The sequence below is a fragment of the Gammaproteobacteria bacterium genome, assembly GCA_035546635.1.
In the GTDB taxonomy this organism is placed as follows: domain Bacteria; phylum Pseudomonadota; class Gammaproteobacteria; order JAURND01; family JAURND01; genus DASZWJ01.
The window spans coordinates 192172-209540 of the sequence record DASZWJ010000034.1; the positions used below are offsets into that span (position 1 = coordinate 192172).

General features: G+C 45.0%; 18 protein-coding genes. 12 read left to right on the forward strand and 6 right to left on the reverse strand.

The features are described 5' to 3' along the window. Window positions 1–64: 64 nt before the first annotated feature. The 10 genes from VHE99_10165 to mutL all read left to right on the forward strand — a co-directional run bounded on the left by VHE99_10165 (window position 65) and on the right by mutL (window position 10073). Window positions 65–1732 (forward strand): CTP synthase, encoded by a 1668-nt coding sequence (locus tag VHE99_10165; GenBank protein HVV69375.1) that lies wholly within the window; start codon window positions 65–67, stop codon window positions 1730–1732. After that, complete coding sequence (kdsA, locus tag VHE99_10170) at window positions 1729–2568, forward strand: 3-deoxy-8-phosphooctulonate synthase (protein ID HVV69376.1); 840 nt, start codon at window positions 1729–1731, stop codon at window positions 2566–2568. Before VHE99_10165 ends, kdsA begins: the two co-directional genes overlap by 4 nt. A gap of 185 nt (window positions 2569–2753) precedes the next feature. Further along, window positions 2754–4034: a phosphopyruvate hydratase gene (eno, locus tag VHE99_10175; GenBank protein HVV69377.1), complete on the forward strand. Its 1281-nt coding sequence runs from the start codon at window positions 2754–2756 to the stop codon at window positions 4032–4034. Between the two features lie 14 nt (window positions 4035–4048). Next, a complete protein-coding gene (ftsB, locus tag VHE99_10180) occupies window positions 4049–4327 on the forward strand; it encodes a cell division protein FtsB (GenBank protein ID HVV69378.1) in 279 nt (92 codons plus the stop codon). Window positions 4328–4654: 327 nt separating this feature from the next. Beyond that, window positions 4655–5368, forward strand: a complete 714-nt coding sequence (ispD, locus tag VHE99_10185; protein ID HVV69379.1) for a 2-C-methyl-D-erythritol 4-phosphate cytidylyltransferase — start codon at window positions 4655–4657, stop codon at window positions 5366–5368. After that, window positions 5359–5835, forward strand: a complete 477-nt coding sequence (gene ispF, locus VHE99_10190; GenBank protein ID HVV69380.1) for a 2-C-methyl-D-erythritol 2,4-cyclodiphosphate synthase — start codon at window positions 5359–5361, stop codon at window positions 5833–5835. Before ispD ends, ispF begins: the two co-directional genes overlap by 10 nt. A gap of 14 nt (window positions 5836–5849) precedes the next feature. Beyond that, window positions 5850–6611, forward strand: a complete 762-nt coding sequence (gene surE, locus VHE99_10195; protein HVV69381.1) for a 5'/3'-nucleotidase SurE — start codon at window positions 5850–5852, stop codon at window positions 6609–6611. A gap of 61 nt (window positions 6612–6672) precedes the next feature. Beyond that, a complete protein-coding gene (locus tag VHE99_10200) occupies window positions 6673–7260 on the forward strand; it encodes a YqaA family protein (GenBank protein HVV69382.1) in 588 nt (195 codons plus the stop codon). A 35-nt stretch (window positions 7261–7295) separates the two neighbouring features. Continuing rightward, window positions 7296–8153 (forward strand): peptidoglycan DD-metalloendopeptidase family protein, encoded by an 858-nt coding sequence (locus VHE99_10205; protein HVV69383.1) that lies wholly within the window; start codon window positions 7296–7298, stop codon window positions 8151–8153. A 24-nt stretch (window positions 8154–8177) separates the two neighbouring features. After that, window positions 8178–10073: a DNA mismatch repair endonuclease MutL gene (gene mutL / locus VHE99_10210; protein ID HVV69384.1), complete on the forward strand. Its 1896-nt coding sequence runs from the start codon at window positions 8178–8180 to the stop codon at window positions 10071–10073. Here the strand turns inward: mutL and VHE99_10215 are convergent, their stop codons facing one another. From VHE99_10215 to VHE99_10230, 4 genes are all read right to left on the reverse strand, one after another. Then, window positions 10074–10655 (reverse strand): nicotinamidase, encoded by a 582-nt coding sequence (locus VHE99_10215; GenBank protein ID HVV69385.1) that lies wholly within the window; start codon window positions 10653–10655, stop codon window positions 10074–10076. A 180-nt stretch (window positions 10656–10835) separates the two neighbouring features. After that, a complete protein-coding gene (gene ald / locus VHE99_10220) occupies window positions 10836–11960 on the reverse strand; it encodes an alanine dehydrogenase (protein HVV69386.1) in 1125 nt (374 codons plus the stop codon). Window positions 11961–12149: 189 nt separating this feature from the next. Beyond that, on the reverse strand, window positions 12150–13082 hold the full coding sequence (locus tag VHE99_10225; protein HVV69387.1) for an FAD-binding protein: 933 nt from the start codon (window positions 13080–13082) through the stop codon (window positions 12150–12152). Beyond that, on the reverse strand, window positions 13079–13819 hold the full coding sequence (locus VHE99_10230) for an electron transfer flavoprotein subunit beta/FixA family protein (GenBank protein HVV69388.1): 741 nt from the start codon (window positions 13817–13819) through the stop codon (window positions 13079–13081). Before VHE99_10230 ends, VHE99_10225 begins: the two co-directional genes overlap by 4 nt. Before the next feature lie 114 nt (window positions 13820–13933). Here VHE99_10230 and VHE99_10235 point away from each other — a divergent pair, with 114 nt between their 5' ends. Beyond that, entirely contained in the window at window positions 13934–14173 is a 240-nt protein-coding gene (locus tag VHE99_10235) for a type II toxin-antitoxin system prevent-host-death family antitoxin (GenBank protein HVV69389.1), read from the forward strand. Beyond that, complete coding sequence (locus VHE99_10240; protein HVV69390.1) at window positions 14163–14540, forward strand: type II toxin-antitoxin system VapC family toxin; 378 nt, start codon at window positions 14163–14165, stop codon at window positions 14538–14540. Before VHE99_10235 ends, VHE99_10240 begins: the two co-directional genes overlap by 11 nt. Before the next feature lie 4 nt (window positions 14541–14544). On the opposite strand, the gene argH is transcribed toward VHE99_10240, so the two are convergent. Continuing rightward, window positions 14545–16023: an argininosuccinate lyase gene (gene argH / locus VHE99_10245; protein HVV69391.1), complete on the reverse strand. Its 1479-nt coding sequence runs from the start codon at window positions 16021–16023 to the stop codon at window positions 14545–14547. 126 nt (window positions 16024–16149) lie between these two features. Beyond that, window positions 16150–17367: an argininosuccinate synthase gene (locus VHE99_10250; protein ID HVV69392.1), complete on the reverse strand. Its 1218-nt coding sequence runs from the start codon at window positions 17365–17367 to the stop codon at window positions 16150–16152. Window positions 17368–17369 lie beyond the last annotated feature (2 nt).

The following is a 17369-nucleotide window of genomic DNA, read 5'->3' on the forward strand; positions in this document are numbered from 1 at the left end:
TGCTGTATCTCCATTTTTCAAAGGGGGAGTAGTTGCAATTTTCATCATTACCGGGATTCACTTTATGACGCGCTATGTTTTTATTACAGGGGGAGTAGTTTCTTCATTAGGGAAGGGCATTACTTCCGCCTCTTTAGGGGCTATCCTCGAAGCGCGTGGTCTCAAAGTCACTTTGATAAAATTAGATCCTTACATTAACGTTGATCCGGGCACGATGAGCCCATTTCAACATGGTGAAGTATTTGTCACCGAAGATGGGGCAGAGACGGATTTAGATTTGGGACATTATGAGCGCTTTGTGCACACCACCATGTCGCGGCGCAACAATTTTACCACCGGCCGGGTCTATGCTGATGTAATTCGCAAGGAGCGCCGCGGCGATTATCTTGGGGCTACCGTTCAGGTAATTCCCCACATCACTGATGAAATCAAACACAAAATTAAAGAAGGCGCTGAAGGCGTAGATATTGCTTTAGTTGAAATTGGCGGTACAGTGGGCGATATTGAGGGGTTACCTTTTCTAGAAGCTATCCGTCAAATGCGCATTGAACTGGGTGCTGCAGAGACCTTGTTTCTGCATTTAACACTGGTGCCTTATATCCCTACGACTGGGGAAACCAAAACCAAACCTACACAGCATTCTGTCAAAGAGTTACGTTCTATTGGTATTCAACCCGACATTCTGGTATGCCGCTCTGAAAAAGCACTCTCAGCAGAGGCGCGCGCCAAAATTGCACTTTTCACTAATGTGGAAGCCAGGGGGGTATTTTCCTTGCCTGATGTTAACCCTATTTATGAAATCCCAGTTTTGTTAGCACAGCAGGGTTTGGATAATTTGGTTGTAGAAAAACTCAATCTTAAGACCGAGGTACCTGACTTGAGTGATTGGGAGCAGGTGGTCAATAATTACCAAAATCCTCGGGCAATTGTTAAGGTGGCTTTGGTTGGAAAATATACCAATTTGACGGATTCTTATAAGTCGTTGTCAGAAGCTTTAGTACATGCGGGCTTGCATGCGCGCGCACGGGTCGAAGTGCAATATGTCGATGCGGTTGAGCTTGAGCGTCAGGGCTCTAAATTGTTGCATGGCGTGGATGCTATTTTAGTGCCGGGCGGATTTGGGGTGCGCGGTATTGAAGGGAAAATCGCAGCTGCGCAGTATGCCAGGCAGCAAGGGATTCCTTACTTAGGGATTTGCTTAGGTATGCAGACGGCTATCATTGAGTTTGCACGTCATGTTGCGAATATGCAGGGGGCTAATAGTACGGAGTTTGATCCAGCTACGCCTTTCCCAGTGGTTGCGCTGGTCACTGAATGGACTACTAAAGAAGGCAAAGTGGAAAAACGTCATCATGATACTGAGTTGGGCGGTACGATGCGATTAGGGGGCCAGACTTGTCATTTAGTTCCCAGTTCTTTGGCACATCAATGTTATAATCATGATGAAATTATCGAGCGCCACCGTCATCGTTATGAGGTGAATAATACTTTTCTTGCGCAATTAAAAACTGCTGGGCTCAAAGTGTCTGGGTTTTCAGCAGATGGTCAATTGGTAGAAATGATTGAACTACCCGATCATCCTTGGTTTGTAGGTTGTCAGTTCCATCCTGAATTTACTTCAACTCCTCGCAATGGCCATCCACTGTTTTCAGGGTTTATAGAAGCTGCGTTGAAGGTGAGCCAGATTGAGAAAAGGAATAGTGAAATTATTAACCATGAGACAAGCCATTGAACATCAATCATATTAAAGTCGGTATAGACCAGCCATTTTTTCTTATTGCCGGTCCTTGTGTTATTGAAAGCGAACAGCTAGCGCTAGATACGGCATGGGAACTAAAAAAAATCACCGCAGCTCTAGGTATTCCATTTATTTATAAATCCTCATTTGACAAAGCCAATCGCTCTTCTGCGAAGAGCTTTCGCGGGCTCGGTATGGAAAAGGGTTTAGCTATATTAGAAAAAGTGAAACAAACAGTGCAGGTTCCTGTGCTGACCGATGTGCATGAAGACACACCTTTGCATGAAGTTGCCTCTGTCGTTGATGTGTTGCAGACCCCAGCTTTCCTGTGTCGTCAGACCAACTTTATACAAAACGTTGCGGCTTGTGGTAAGCCGGTTAATATAAAAAAGGGACAGTTTCTTGCGCCTTGGGATATGCAGCATGTAGTAGATAAAGCCAAAGCAACGGGTAATCAGCAAATTATGGTCTGCGAACGTGGCGTATCTTTTGGATATAATAATTTAGTGACGGATATGCGTTCTTTGGTCATTATGCGGGCAACCGGTGCACCTGTGGTGATGGACGTAACACATTCAGTACAATTACCCGGTGGGCAAGGCGAGCGCTCAGGTGGCCAACGTGAATTTATTCCAGCGTTGGCGCGTGCTGCAATTGCAGTAGGCATATCTGGCATATTTATGGAAACTCACCCTGATCCTGATAAAGCTTTGAGTGATGGTCCTAATTCTTGGCCGCTCTTTAAAATGGCGGAGTTGTTGCAAACATTAAAAGCCATTGATGCATTGGTTAAGCAGCAGCAACAGCTGGAATTGCAAGTACTTTCCTGAGCATCATTCATTCTCACCCCCCCTTTGAAAAAGGGGGGGTATAGGGGGGATTTAAAGAGTTTTGGATATCTATTTATGTTTGGTTAGTATTTTAAACTTCTTAAATCCCCCCGCAGCCACCTTCGGCGTCTGCGACCACCTTTTTCAAAGGGGGTGAAATATCTATAACTAAAACTGGAAAAAACATGAGCAAAATAACAGCAATCAAAGGTTTTGAAATATTAGATTCTCGGGGTAACCCAACAGTAGCCGCTGAAGTCAAACTATCCAGTGGAAAATCAGGCTATGCTGCTGCACCCTCAGGTGCTTCTACCGGTTCACGTGAAGCATTGGAGTTGCGCGATCAAGATAAAAGCCGTTATGGCGGCAAGGGCGTATTAAAACCAGTAGCGAATATTAATGGAGAAATACAAAAAGCCTTACTGGGTCAGGATGTACGCGAGCAGCAACAGATCGATCAAATAATGATTTCCCTGGATGGCACGGAAAATAAAGGGCGTTTAGGCGCCAATGCTATTTTAGCTGTTTCTCTGGCAGTGGCTAGAGCGGCTGCCAATGAACTGGATATTCCCCTATACCGTTATTTATCACAAGAAGATACACCTTTGCTCCCAGTACCGCAGATGAACATTATTAACGGCGGTGCACACGCAGATAATAATGTGGACATGCAAGAGTTTATGATTATCCCAGCTGGAGCTCCTAGTTTTTCTGAAGCTTTACGTTATGGGGCAGAAGTGTTTCATACACTCAAAGCCGTATTACGCCAACGTGGTTTAAATACGGCGGTGGGCGATGAAGGGGGTTTTGCGCCAGATTTGCCATCCAATGAAGCAGCCATAGAGGTTATTTTAGAAGCAATTGACAAAGCGGGTTATCAGGCAGGTAAAGATATTTATTTAGGTTTGGATGTGGCGAGTTCTGAATTTTATCAAGAAGGCGCTTATCAATTGGTTTCAGAAAAGCGCAGCCTGTCTTCTGAAGAGATGGTGCGTTATCTCGAAAACTGGGTTAGACAATATCCCATCATCAGCATTGAAGATGGAATGAGTGAGTCAGACTGGTCAGGTTGGGCATTGCTAACTTCAGAATTAGGCAAGAAAGTACAATTGGTGGGCGATGATATTTTCGTGACCAATCCTGCAATTTTTGCTCGGGGTATCAAAGAATCTATTGCCAATGCCATATTGATTAAACTCAATCAGATTGGCACTTTAACAGAAACATTGGCAGCCATTGCTATGGCTAAAAGCAGCGATTATAAAGCGGTGATTTCACACCGTTCCGGTGAAACCGAAGATACAACTATCGCTGATTTAGCGGTAGCGACGAGTGCCGGACAGATTAAGACAGGTTCACTTTGTCGTTCAGACCGGATAGCTAAATATAATCGCTTATTATATATTGAACATGAATTGGGAGATAAGGCACAGTTTTTAGGACGCAAAGCCTTTGCGCATTTGTAAATGGATGGATTGATATGAAACCAACTGCCCTTGTTTTAGTTCTGTTATTGGCTTTGCTCGCCTTGTTGCAATACAAGCTGTGGTTTTCGCCAGATGGAATTGCTCAGTATTGGAAGCTAAAGCATGAAATTGCTAAGAATAATCAGGAAAACGCGCAAATGCAGGACAGAAATTCACATATGGCGGCAGAGGTTAAAGATTTAAAACAAGGAGATGAAGCCATTGAAGAGCGGGCGCGTGATGATTTGGGGTTGGTTAAACCGGGTGAAGTGTTTTATCAGATTGTGAATTAGGGTTTTTTCCTTCACCGTCATTCTTCACTGACGCTCCTAAAGACACCATTTGAGTGAGCAAAATGATATTGTCATTCCCGCGAAGGCGGGAACCCATCCATGACAGGCAGAAAAATTCATTAATTTTATCAAAATGAAGTTCAATGGTTCTTTAAAAAGTTTGAGTGCCTGTTAAGAATGGGTTCCCGCCTTCGCGGGAATGACATAAGTTTTTTGAATTTTTTAATAACGATATGGCCTGCGCGAGACAGTGTCTTTTTTAATTCTCCACGCTTTTTGTGGGGTGGGTGGCTCAGGTTGACAATTTAGCGAAAGAGGTAATCACCATTGAATCAACATCCAGCCAATATCTGGGGAGTATTACCCGCCGCGGGCATTGGTAGGCGCATGGGGTATGAAATACCAAAGCAATACTTGATCGTTCAAGGTAAATCCATACTGCAACACAGCCTGCAATGTTTATTATCTCACCCGCGAATAAACAAAGTAGCGGTGGTCGTTGCTACACATGATACCTATTGGCCATTAATTAAAGACAAAATAGCTGAAAATCGCGTGCTTACTGTCCGCGGTGGCATGGAACGCTGCCATTCGGTTCATGCGGGCTTATTAGCGTTAGCGCCTATTGCCCAACCGGATGATTGGGTATTGGTGCATGATGCGGTTCGGCCTTGTGTAAGGTTAATGGATATTGACCGCTTAATTTCAGGCGTTGAACATCATGCAACAGGTGGATTATTAGCCTTAGCAGTGCGTGATACTTTAAAATTAACTGATGAAGAAGGTAGAGTCATTCGGACGATGGATCGTACTGGTATCTGGCAGGCGCAGACCCCGCAAATGTTTCGTTTAGGGGAATTAACCGCTGCTTTAGCGCAAGCTATTCATAAAGGACAAACGATAACTGATGAAGCCGCTGCGATTGAACTGTTAGGGAAGCAGCCATTAGTGATACCAGGATCTATTGATAATATTAAAGTCACTCACCCTGATGATTTATTATGGTTAGAACGATATCTGGAAGCGAAAGAATGCGTATAGGTCATGGTTTTGATATACATCGATTTGAAATGGGTAAACCCCTAATAATAGGTGGCGTGCATATTCCCTTCCCACAAGGCATGAAGGCACATTCTGATGGTGATGTCTTGCTACATGCTGTATGTGACGCTCTACTTGGAGCGGCTGCCTTAAAAGATATAGGTTCGCATTTTCCTGATACAGATCCTCGGTATAAGGGCATAGATAGTCGTACTTTGTTGTGTAAAGTGGTAGAGTTATTGCAGGAAAAAGGTTTTAGTATCCAAAATATTGATGCCACCATTGTTGCAGAAAAACCCAAAATGGCGCCGCACATAGAGGCGATGTGTGATAATTTAGCCAAAGACACAGGGTTGGATAGAGGCTGTATTAATATCAAAGCGACTACTATGGAAAAATTAGGACCGATTGGCCAAGGGGAGGCCATAGCAGTGCATGCAGTGGTATTGTTAGGAGATAAAGTTTGAGTAAAGATCCAAAAATGCAAATATTAATCAGCAATGATGATGGCGTATACGCTGAAGGGATACGTGTGTTAGCTAATGCATTACAAGAATTAGCTACCATCAAAGTGGTTGCGCCAGACCGTAACCGCAGCGGTGCCAGCAATTCACTGACTCTGGATAGGCCAATACGAATAAAAACCTTGGAAAATGGGTCTATCAGTGTAGAAGGTACGCCCACAGATTGTGTACATTTAGCGATTACCGGTTTATTGGAAAAGCCTCCCAGTATGGTGGTATCTGGGATTAATGAGGGCGGGAACCTCGGAGATGACGTGATATATTCCGGTACGGTAGCGGCTGCAATGGAGGGTCGTTTTCTGGGATTGCCTGCCATTGCGGTGTCTTTAGTCATTCCAGGGGGTAGCAGTCCAATTGCCTATCATTATGATACCGCAGGTGTCGTCGCCCAACGTCTAGTACAGCGTTTGATACAACACCCATTGCCTGCCAATACTATCCTTAATGTGAATGTGCCTAATTTACCACTGGAAGAACTCAATGGGTTTGAAATAACACGTTTAGGCACTCGTCATCAAGCGGAACGTACTATAGCCCAATTAGATCCTCGCGGCCATACGGTATACTGGGTAGGTCCTGCCGGACTTGAGCAGGATGCTGGACATGGTACGGATTTCTATGCAATCCATACTAAGAAAGTATCTATTACACCGCTGTTGGTAGATTTAACACATTACCAAGCATTTGATCCATTGGTACAATGGATTGCGGGTTTTTGATCTGGAAGCACGATAGTTCTGCCAGAGATACTCAAGTGGTACAAATCAAAGAAAAAATAATATGCGGCTATTCTCAAAATTATATGCGTACATGTTGTTCTGGGCTCAACACCGTCATGCTCCTTATTATTTAGGGGCGGTCAGTTTTATAGAATCTTCTTTTTTTCCAATCCCGCCCGATGTGATGTTGGCTCCCATGTGTCTGGCTCGGCCGGAACGCGCTATTTGGTATGCCACTGTATGTACGGTGACTTCCGTCATTGGTGCTTTATTTGGTTATATCATCGGCATGTTTTTCTTCCATTGGGCTCAGCCGCTGTTGATGCATTTTGGTTACGGGCTGGCCTATCAAAAAGTGCAGATTTGGTTTGGGCACTGGGGTGGATGGGTGATGTTTGTTGCGGGTTTTGCACCCATCCCATTTAAATTATTTACCATTGCCGGCGGTGCTTTGCATCTGTCACTTTTGCCGTTTATTATAGGTTCGGCATTTGGACGTGGTTTACGGTTTTATGCGGTTGCTTTTTTAATGCGTTATGGTGGCAAGCATATTGATCGTGTATTAAAGCGTAGCATTGATTTAATAGGTTGGATTCTTGTAGTGCTGGTCATTATTGGGTATGGGGCTTACCGTGTTTTAAGTGCATAATCATCCCCTTTTGAAAAAGAGCTTTGGGTACAGGAATGAAAAATTTACTTTGGATAATTTTACTAGCTATATTTGCTTTACAGTTGGCTTGCACTAGCACTAATAATCAAGCGCCAGTTGTTGATGGTTGGAAACAAAGCAATCGGGCGGGGGGTGATTATCGAGTACAGCCTAATGATTCTCTCTATTCTATCGCTTGGGCTTTTGGCCTGGATTACCATGATTTAGCCCGCTATAACCAATTATCAGAACCCTATGCTCTCCATGCGGGTCAGATGTTGCATATGTATCCGCCAGAAGCAGCGCCTGTTCCCCCGCAACAGTCAAAGACTACTGAAGTAGCTGCTGCGCCACCAGTTGCTGTAACGCCTACAGTTGCTGTTAATTCCTCGGCTGCAAATTCAAAGCAGACTGGCATAATTGCATCGCAATCTGCATCGATTGCAGCACAACAGGCCATAAAAACCTCTCCCCCTCCTGCAGTAGTCAAACCTACAACTACAGCAGTTACCGCAACACGTTCTACCACTGAAAAATGGCTATGGCCTACTAAAGGACGGGTCGTACACGGTTATTCTACGGCTTCTGGCGGTAATCACGGGTTGGATATTGCAGGCAAATTGAATCAACCAATAATGGCAGCAGCATCGGGTAAAGTCGTGTATGCAGGTTCAGGCATGCCAGGTTATGGAAATTTGATCATCATCAAGCACAATGAAAATGATCTTAGTGCTTATGCGTTTAATAAAACCTTAGCAGTGAAAGAAGGTGACAGTGTCAAAGCAGGGCAGTGTATCGCCTATATGGGTAAAAATGATGCAGGTCAGACGTTACTGCATTTTGAAATCCGGCGTGATGGTAAGCCAGTCGATCCCAAAGGTTATTTGAGATAGTGTCAAAGGGAAAGCATTCAGATAATGAGCAATAGAATTCACAGCCTAGACCCATTGTTGGCTAACCAGATCGCTGCTGGTGAAGTCATAGAACGTCCAGCCTCGGTCATTAAGGAATTGCTTGAAAACAGTTTAGACGCAGGTGCACGTCAAATTCAGCTGTTTATTGAACGCGGGGGAGCGCAATTAATGCGCGTACGTGATGATGGTGTGGGTATTCATAAAGATGATTTGTTGTTAGCGTTAAGCCGTCATGCCACCAGTAAAATCCATAATCTAGACGAATTAGAACAGGTCAATAGTTTAGGGTTTCGCGGGGAAGCTTTGGCGAGTATCGCTGCCGTCTCCCGACTGACATTAAGTTCGCATTTTAAAGACGCGGAAACAGGCTGGCAGATTTATGCAGAAGGCACAGGGAAGCCCGATATGCAGCCCGTAGCCCATGCTCAAGGTACCACTGTAGAAATCCGCGATTTATTTTTTAATACACCCGCGCGACGCAAGTTTCTACGCACAGAAAAAACCGAATTTTCCCATATTGAAGAAGTGGTAAAACGTATTGCTTTAGGCTGTTTTCAGGCCGGTATTGTACTGAAGCATAATCAACGGCTTATATTGGACGTGCCGCCTGCGGTCACTCAGCTTGAAAAGGAACAGCGGGTCGCAAAAATTTGCGGTGAAGCTTTTATGGAACATGCTTTAGCCATAGAAACTGAAGCAGCGGGTTTAAAACTCAGCGGTTGGATCACCCAACCGGTTTTTTCACGTAGCCAGCCGGATTCACAATATTTTTACGTCAATGGACGCATGGTGCGTGATAAACTGATTTCACACGCAGTGCGTCAAGCTTATCAAGATGTGTTATATGGTGATCGCCATCCGGCGTATGTGTTGTTTTTAAATCTGGATCCGGTGGAGGTGGATGTCAATGTGCATCCTACTAAGCATGAAGTCCGGTTTCGTGAAAGTCGTTTAGTGCATGATTTTTTATTCAAGAGCCTCCATCAAGTGTTGGCGCATCTTCGTCCGGGTGCTTTATCTACAACAGCCAGTGTTGCTATGCCCTCAGCACCCCCGCCACTCCCTGTTACAGAGGTTCCAGCTGCTATAGCTGCGCCACAACTCAAACCCCATTTAAATTCAGAGCAATCTACCCATGAGAGTTGGCAACAACGTCCTTTACCATTACAGGTGCGAGAACAGTTACCTTTGTATGATGCTTTATACGCTAATCCGCAATCACGACTGCCCGAACATCGCAACAGTTCTACAGCAGCTACTGTCGTATCTCAGGCCATAACCAGCGCAACGATTGCAGCAGATTCCTCGCAGAGCCCACCGCCATTAGGTTATGCACTGGCTCAATTACAAGGTATTTATATTCTTGCAGAAAATGCTAAAGGTTTGGTGATTGTCGATATGCACGCAGCCCATGAGCGTATTCTTTATGAACAACTCAAGACGGAACATGCCAGGGGAAATATTAAATCTCAGACTTTGTTGTTACCCTTAACCCTGAATCTAAGTGAAAGGGAGGCTGAATACGCGCAGGAATACCAGGAGTTGTTTCAGCAATTGGGCTTTACTATTGAACGTCTTGGTGCAGCCACTTGTGTGATCCGGGAAGCGCCAGTGCTTTTAAAAAATGTTAACCTAGTACAGCTGGTGCGTGATACTTTAGCAGATCTTATGGCACAACAAGGTATCAACCGAATTCAAGAAACCTTACAAGAAACACTGGCCACTCTGGCCTGTCGCGGTTCTGCTCAGGCGCATCGTCGTTTAAGCATAGCGGAAATGAATGCTTTACTGCGTGATATGGAGAAAACTGACCATGCAGGTCAGTGTAACCATGGGCGTCCTACTTTCCGGCAATTTTCTATGCAAGAGTTAGATAAATTGTTTTTGCGGGGCAGATAATTAAGACGGAGCCCCGTACTCAATCATTACCCCAAGCTGTTGCATATCTGCAAGCGCTTTTTGCGCACTATCCTTAGCGATGGCGCGGCAGGCCGGCAAAATAACATGAAATTCAAAGCCTAAATTGTGGGCGCTGATCGCGCTATGATAGACACAGTAATCCAGTGCCAGACCTGCTATCCAGATGCGTTTAATGCCTAAGGTATGGAGTTTTTCAGGGAGTGGGGTTTGTGTGTCAGTGGTGATGCCTTCAAAAGCTGAATAAGCATCTTTATCGATCAGAAATGCTTTATTGATGATGATAGCATTTTCAGGAATCACAATATCTTTGTGGAATGCAGCGCCAAAGGTATTTTGCACGCAATGTTCCGGCCAAGGTCCGCCGCGTTCTTTAAAGCTGATATGGTGTGGTGGATGCCAGTCACGAGAGATGATGATAGGAATAGATAATTGCTGAGCACTGACAATCCAGGCATTGACGATGGGAATGATGCGATCGCCTTCGGGCACAGCTAAAGCACCGCCTGGCATAAAATCGTTTTGGGGATCGACGATTAATAGGGCATCTCCTGGTTGTAGCATGTTTTTCTTACCTGAGTTGTTTAAGTACGAAATTCTTCAAGGGAATTCCCTTCGGTCACAGTATAGGTATTTCCACAAATCCTTCTCCCACAAAGGGGAGAAGGATTTGTGGAAATACCTATGGGTCACAGACGGGAGAGGGAGCTCGCCTATGCCGCTAGAGAAGAAGACAGAAAGTCATTAAGCATTTCCTGCAAGGGCTTCTCCAGGTGGTATGTAATCTAACCCGAGACTTGCAGCAACTGCAGGATGGGTGACCTTCCCTTTGTAAATATTAAGACCGTTTAACAGATTGGGATTTTCGTTTAAAGCAATTTTTACCCCTTTATTCGCCAGCGTAATGATAAAAGGTAAAGTGGCGTTATTTAAGGCGAAGGTAGAAGTGCGTGGAACTGCCCCTGGCATATTGGTAACACAGTAATGCACCACACCATCTAGCACGAAAGTGGGGTTGTCATGTGTGGTGGGATGGGAGGTTTCAAAGCAACCACCTTGGTCAATCGCCACATCGACGATGACTGAACCGGGATGCATTTTGCTGAGCATGGATCGGGTTAGCAGTTTAGGTGCGGTAGCGCCTGGCACTAATACTGCGCCAATGACTAAATCTGCATGCAGAACATATTGTTGTATCGCAGCGCGGGTGGCAAAAATAGTGGATATTTTAGAGCCAAACTGGAAATCCAGTTCTTGCAGGCGTTGTAGAGATCTATCTAGTACGGTGACGCGTGCTTCTTGTCCCATCGCCATGCGTGCGGCGTTAGTCCCGACCACTCCGCCGCCAAGGACAACGACATTAGCCGGTTCAACGCCAGGCACACCACCTAATAGCACTCCACGACCGCCGCGCATTTTTTCTAGTGCTTGGGCGCCTGCTTGAATGGCAAGACGGCCGGCAACTTCGCTCATCGGTGACAGTAAGGGTAAACCTCCGCGTGCATCAGTGACAGTTTCATAGGCGATGGCGATGCATTTGGTTTTGATTAAACTATTGGCGAGTTCGGAGTCTGCAGCTAAGTGTAAATAGGTAAATAGAATCTGTTCTTCGCGTAGCCATTGGCATTCTATGGGTTGCGGTTCTTTGACTTTGACGATCATGTCAGCGTTGGAGAAGATTTCTTGCGCGGAACTGACGATTTCGGCGCCTGCGGTTTCATAGTCTGTGTCGTGACACTCAATGCCTTCGCCAGCACCTTTTTCAACGATGACCTTATGGCCTTGGCTGACTACTTCATGCACACTGTTGGGTGCCATGCCTACTCTGAATTCACCTTTTTTTATTTCTTTGGGTATGCCGATTAACATGTATAGCTCCTTAAGGATTAAAAATGTCTGCAATAGTTAGTTGTTGGCGCGAAATGCAAAAGCGTCGTCCCGGCATGGATGCCGGGATCTAGGTCGCAGGAAAGCGAAACTTTAACTCCCCTGTCAGCTGGATCTCAGCTTCCTGCCGGGACGACGTGCATTTTTTTTGAGTTTCGTGCCAGCAACTAGTTATGACAACGCCTTCTCCAGCTCAGGTAATATTTGAAATAAATCTCCTACCAATCCAAAGTCCGCCACTTGAAAAATGGGGGCATCCGGGTCTTTGTTAATGGCGACGATGACTTTGCTGTCTTTCATGCCGGCTAAATGTTGTATGGCGCCGGAGATGCCAATGGCGATGTAGAGTTCGGGTGCAACAACTTTTCCGGTTTGGCCAACTTGCCAGTCGTTGGGGGCGAATCCTGCATCTACTGCGGCGCGTGAAGCGCCTATGCTGGCATTGAGGCGGTCGGCGATGGCATTGAGGAGTTTAAAATTTTCCGCATTTTGCAAGCCGCGGCCGCCTGAGATGACTACTCGAGCTGCAGTCAATTCGGGTCGTTCTTGAGCGCTTTGCTTCAATGATAGCCATTGGCTACTTTTGTTCTCAATCACTGTGGTGATAGCGGTGATGGGGGCGGTATTGGTCCCAATAGTGGCTGGCGCAAATGTAGTGGTACGGATAGTCAGTACTTTGATCGTGTCTTGGCTTTGCACAGTAGCAAGGGCGTTGCCGGCATAAATGGGGCGTATAAAAGTATCGGCATTGATGATGCGTACCACGTCTGAAATCTGTGCGACATCTAATAATGCGGCAACACGTGGCAGGATATTTTTGCCGAAGGCGGTAGCAGCAGCGAGGATATAGTTAAAATTTTGGGCTTGCGTTACGATTAATGCGGCTAAATTTTCTGCCAGGCCATGTGCATATACGGCATTGTCTGCGACTAAAACTTGGGTAATTCCGGTTATTTTGGTGGCTTGTTCAGCTACTTGTGTGCACTGGTGTCCGGCAATTAACAGGGATATTTCAGCAGATAATTCCGTTGCAGCGGTAATGGCAGTTAAGGTAGCAGGTTTAAGCTGTTGGTTATCATGTTCGGCCAGAATAAGCGTGTTCATTGCAGGACACCTGCTTCTTTTAATTTTGCGACTAATTCTTGTGCTGAGCTTAATTTGATGCCGGCTTTTCTGGCAGGTGGCGGTTCAACTTTTTGGGTAATGAGCCGTGGCGTGATATCCACATCGGGTGTGAGCACTTCCAGTGGTTTTTGTTTGGCTTTCATGATGTTGGGCAAAGAAATAAAACGTGGTTGGTTTAAGCGTAGATCGGTGGTAATGACAGCGGGTAATTGTACTTTGATTGTTTCAAGGCCGCCATCGACTTCGCGTGTTACTTCGGCAGTATGGTTGGTAATTTTCACCTGGGAGGCAAATGTGGCTTGCGGCCAATCTAACAGGGCGGCTAGCATTTGGCCGGTTTGGTTGCAGTCATCATCGATGGCTTGTTTTCCCATGAGTACCAGGTCGGGGGCTTCTTTTTTAACGACTTGGCGTAATAATTTAGCTGCTGCTAATGGCTGCAGTTCCTGATCGGTCTGCACCAATATGGCGCGATCAGCACCTGCGGCTAAGGCTGTGCGCAAGGTTTCTTGACAGGCTATGCTCCCCATAGATACGGCAATGATTTCAGTTACGATGCCAGCTTCTTTTAAACGGATGGCTTCTTCGATGGCAATTTCGTCAAAAGGATTGATAGACATTTTGACATGGCTGGTCTCAACTCCGCTTAGGTCACTTTTAACCCGCACGCGCACGTTAAAGTCGACAACGCGTTTGACTGAAACCAGGATTTTCATTATGGGTGGCTCTCCTTGAAGGAATGAAATCAGTGTATTGGACTTTATGGGGTTTTGCAAATTTGATGGTTTTGTGTATACTTATAGGTGTACACAATAAATGAGATAATTAATATGAAAACATCTATTCGAGAGCTTAGGAATTTTATGAAGCAAATACTATCAGCGGTACAGCATGGTGAAGAAGTAGTGGTTTATTCACGTAATCGTGCAATTGCAAAAATTGTACCTATCAAAATTTCGGATACTATCAAGGAAGATTATGGCTTCGGTATGTGGCGTGATGATGTCACTACAAAGGATGTGGATCAATATGTTAGAAAACTTCGAAAGGGCAGAGTGCATGATCTTTGATACAGATGTTTTGATTTGGTATTTTCGTGGCAACGAGGCAGCAAAAAAAATTTTGCATAATAGCATGGATGTTAGCATAAGTGCTGTAACGTTGATGGAACTGATACAAGGTGTAAAAAATAAACAAGAACTTTATCTGCTGAATAAATTTTTACAGGCCAGCAGAATTCGTATTCATTATATTAATGAAAATATTAATCTTCATGCTATCCATCTATTGGAGAATCATTCATTAGCAGATGGAATTGAGTTAGCTGATGCTTTAATTGCAGCAACCTCTATTTATCATGGAGAAGAAATTGTAACAGGTAATATGAAGCATTATCGTAGTTTGGCTAACTTGCAAGTTAAAAAATTTTCCCCCTAGAGTGTCATATTTTTTCGATCAGTAAGTTTTGATGTGGAACAGGTAGATCAAATTTTTTATGTACTTTATCAAGTAAAGCCTGTTTATCGCTAACCCACTTTTGGTCATGGGAGATAATAGTTTTAAATAACGCCAATTGTTGCGTCACAGCATTGTGTTTATTTGTAGCCAATTTTTCGCGTGTTGCTACAATATTTTCTATATCCAATATTTTATAAACATCAGCAGTAATTTGCGGTGCAAATTGCTGCATTTCTTGCAGTGATAAATCTTCGAGTCGACATTTTTTTTCCGTGCAATACGCTACCATCTTGCCGGCAATATGATGTGTGGTGCGAAAAGGTAGGCCAGTTTGTGCCAGGTAATCTGCTAAATCGGTTGCGTTTAAAAATCCTGCATCGACAGCGGTGCGCATTTGTGTGGTATTGACGGTTAAGGTGGCTAGCAGAGGTGAAAATATAGCTAAGATGTCGCGCAAAGTTTTGACTGTATCAAACAGCGGTTCTTTGTCTTCTTGTAAATCTTTATTGTAAGCTAAAGGCAGGCCTTTCAGCAGCGTTAGGACATTGAGTAGTGCACCATAGACGCGGCCGGTTTTACCGCGTGCCAGTTCTGGGATGTCGGGATTTTTCTTCTGTGGCATGATACTGCTGCCAGTGCACCAGGCATCATCTAGCCGGATAAAGTTAAATTCTTGGCTGCTCCATAAAATCAATTCTTCGCTCAGCCTAGAAATATGCGCCATGATGAGGGAAGCGGCGGCTAAAAATTCCACCACAAAATCACGGTCGCTGACGGCATCTAAACTGTTGGCATATACGCCGTCAAAACCTAAACTCTGTGCGGTGTAATGCGGATCAGTGGGAAAGCGAGTACCCGCTAAAGCTGCTGCACCGAGGGGTGATTGGTTAACGCGTGACCAGCTATCTTTGAGCCTGGCGCAATCTCGGGCAAACATAGCGCTATAGGCTAAAAAATGTAGCGGCAATAAGATGGGTTGAGCGCGTTGCAGGTGGGTGTATCCGGGCAGGATCACATTTTGGTGTTGTTCCGCTTGATGAAGCAGCGTTGCATTGAGTTTAGTTAACAAATCGGTGATGGCAATGATATGTCGACGTAAATATAAATGTGTGTCTGTGGCCACTTGATCGTTGCGGCTGCGAGCGGTATGTAATTTGCCGGCAGTTTCACCGATAAGATGGTTGAGCATACGCTCGATATTCATATGGATGTCTTCATCGCGGATATTGAATTCAGCATTGCCGGCGGCAATTTTTTCAAAAATGGTATGCAGGCCGTGTTGTATCTGTGAGTTTTCTTCGGCCGTGATAATGCCGCAATGTGCCAACATGGCGGCATGTGCCATGCTGCCTAAAATATCATCGCTGGCTAGTTCGCAATCAAAATGAATGGATGCTAAAAAGCTTTCGGCGCCTAAGCTGGTTGGTGTGGTGAAACGGCCGCCCCAGAGTTTTTGTTGCATAGGTTGAATCTCCTGAGAGTTCTATTACAGCCTTGACTTCTTTCCTCTAACAGCCGTGGCTTTTTTCCTTCTCCCCTTGTGGGAGAAGGGAAGAAGCTAGGGCTGTAATAGGCTGTGAGAAAATATTTAAACCGTTTCAGACTCACGCGCCGGTTCATGCACCGACTGATAAATCTGTGTAGGCAAGCCCCACAACTTAATAAACCCAAGTGCAGCATGGTGATCAAACTGATCCTCATCATTATAAGTTGCTAAAGTTTTTTGGTACAAAGAAAAAGGCGAATCTCTGCCCACCACAATTGCATGTCCTTTATGTAATTTGATGCGCACTTTGCCGGTGACGTTTTTCTGTGTAGCGTTGATAAATTCTGACAAAGCTTCACGTAAAGGGGAGAACCAGAGTCCTTCATAAATGAGATTGGCAAAGCGTTGTTCAATTAATGGCTTAAACGCGGCAACATCACGCACCAATGTGAGAGTTTCTAAGGCTTTATGCGCTGTGATTAAAGCGATGGCTGCGGGTGCCTCATAAACTTCACGTGATTTAATACCGATTAGACGATTTTCAATATGGTCAATGCGGCCAACACCATGCTTGCCGGCAATTATATTTAATTCAGCAATCAGCTGGGTCAGACTTAATGTCTGATTATTCAGTGCAACAGGTTTTCCTTGTACAAATTCAATGGTGATTTCTTCAGCGTTAAGCGGTGCATTGTCAATTGATTGGGTTAATGCATAAGCACCTTCAGGGGGCGCAACCCAAGGGTCTTCTAGTGCGCCACATTCGCAGCTGCGTCCCCATAGGTTCTGGTCTATGCTGTAGGGATTATCCAAGTCAACGGGTAGTGGTATGTTATGTTGGTTAGCATAATGGATCGCTTGTTCGCGTGAAGTGGGATTTTCACGTTGTGGGGCAATAATTTGCAGGTGAGGCGCTAAAGAATGAATGGCGACATCAAAACGTACCTGGTCATTGCCTTTGCCGGTGCAGCCATGCGCTACGGCTACGGCGCCTTCCGTTTTTGCAATGTTTACTAAGGTTTTGGCAATTAGAGGTCTTGAGAGCGCAGAGACTAACGGGTAAACGCCTTCATACAAGGCATTGGCTTTGAGTGCGGGCAGTATATACTCTTCGGCGAAGATTTCTTGTAAGGGCAGGATATAACATTTTTGCGCGCCCACTTGTAAGGCTTTTTGTTCAATCGCTGACAGTGTTTTGCCTTCGCCGACATCGACACATGCCGCGATGACGTCAAGGCCATAATTTTCTTGCAACCATTTAATGGCACATGAAGTATCAAGTCCGCCTGAGTAAGCTAGAATAACTTTTTTGTTCATGATGT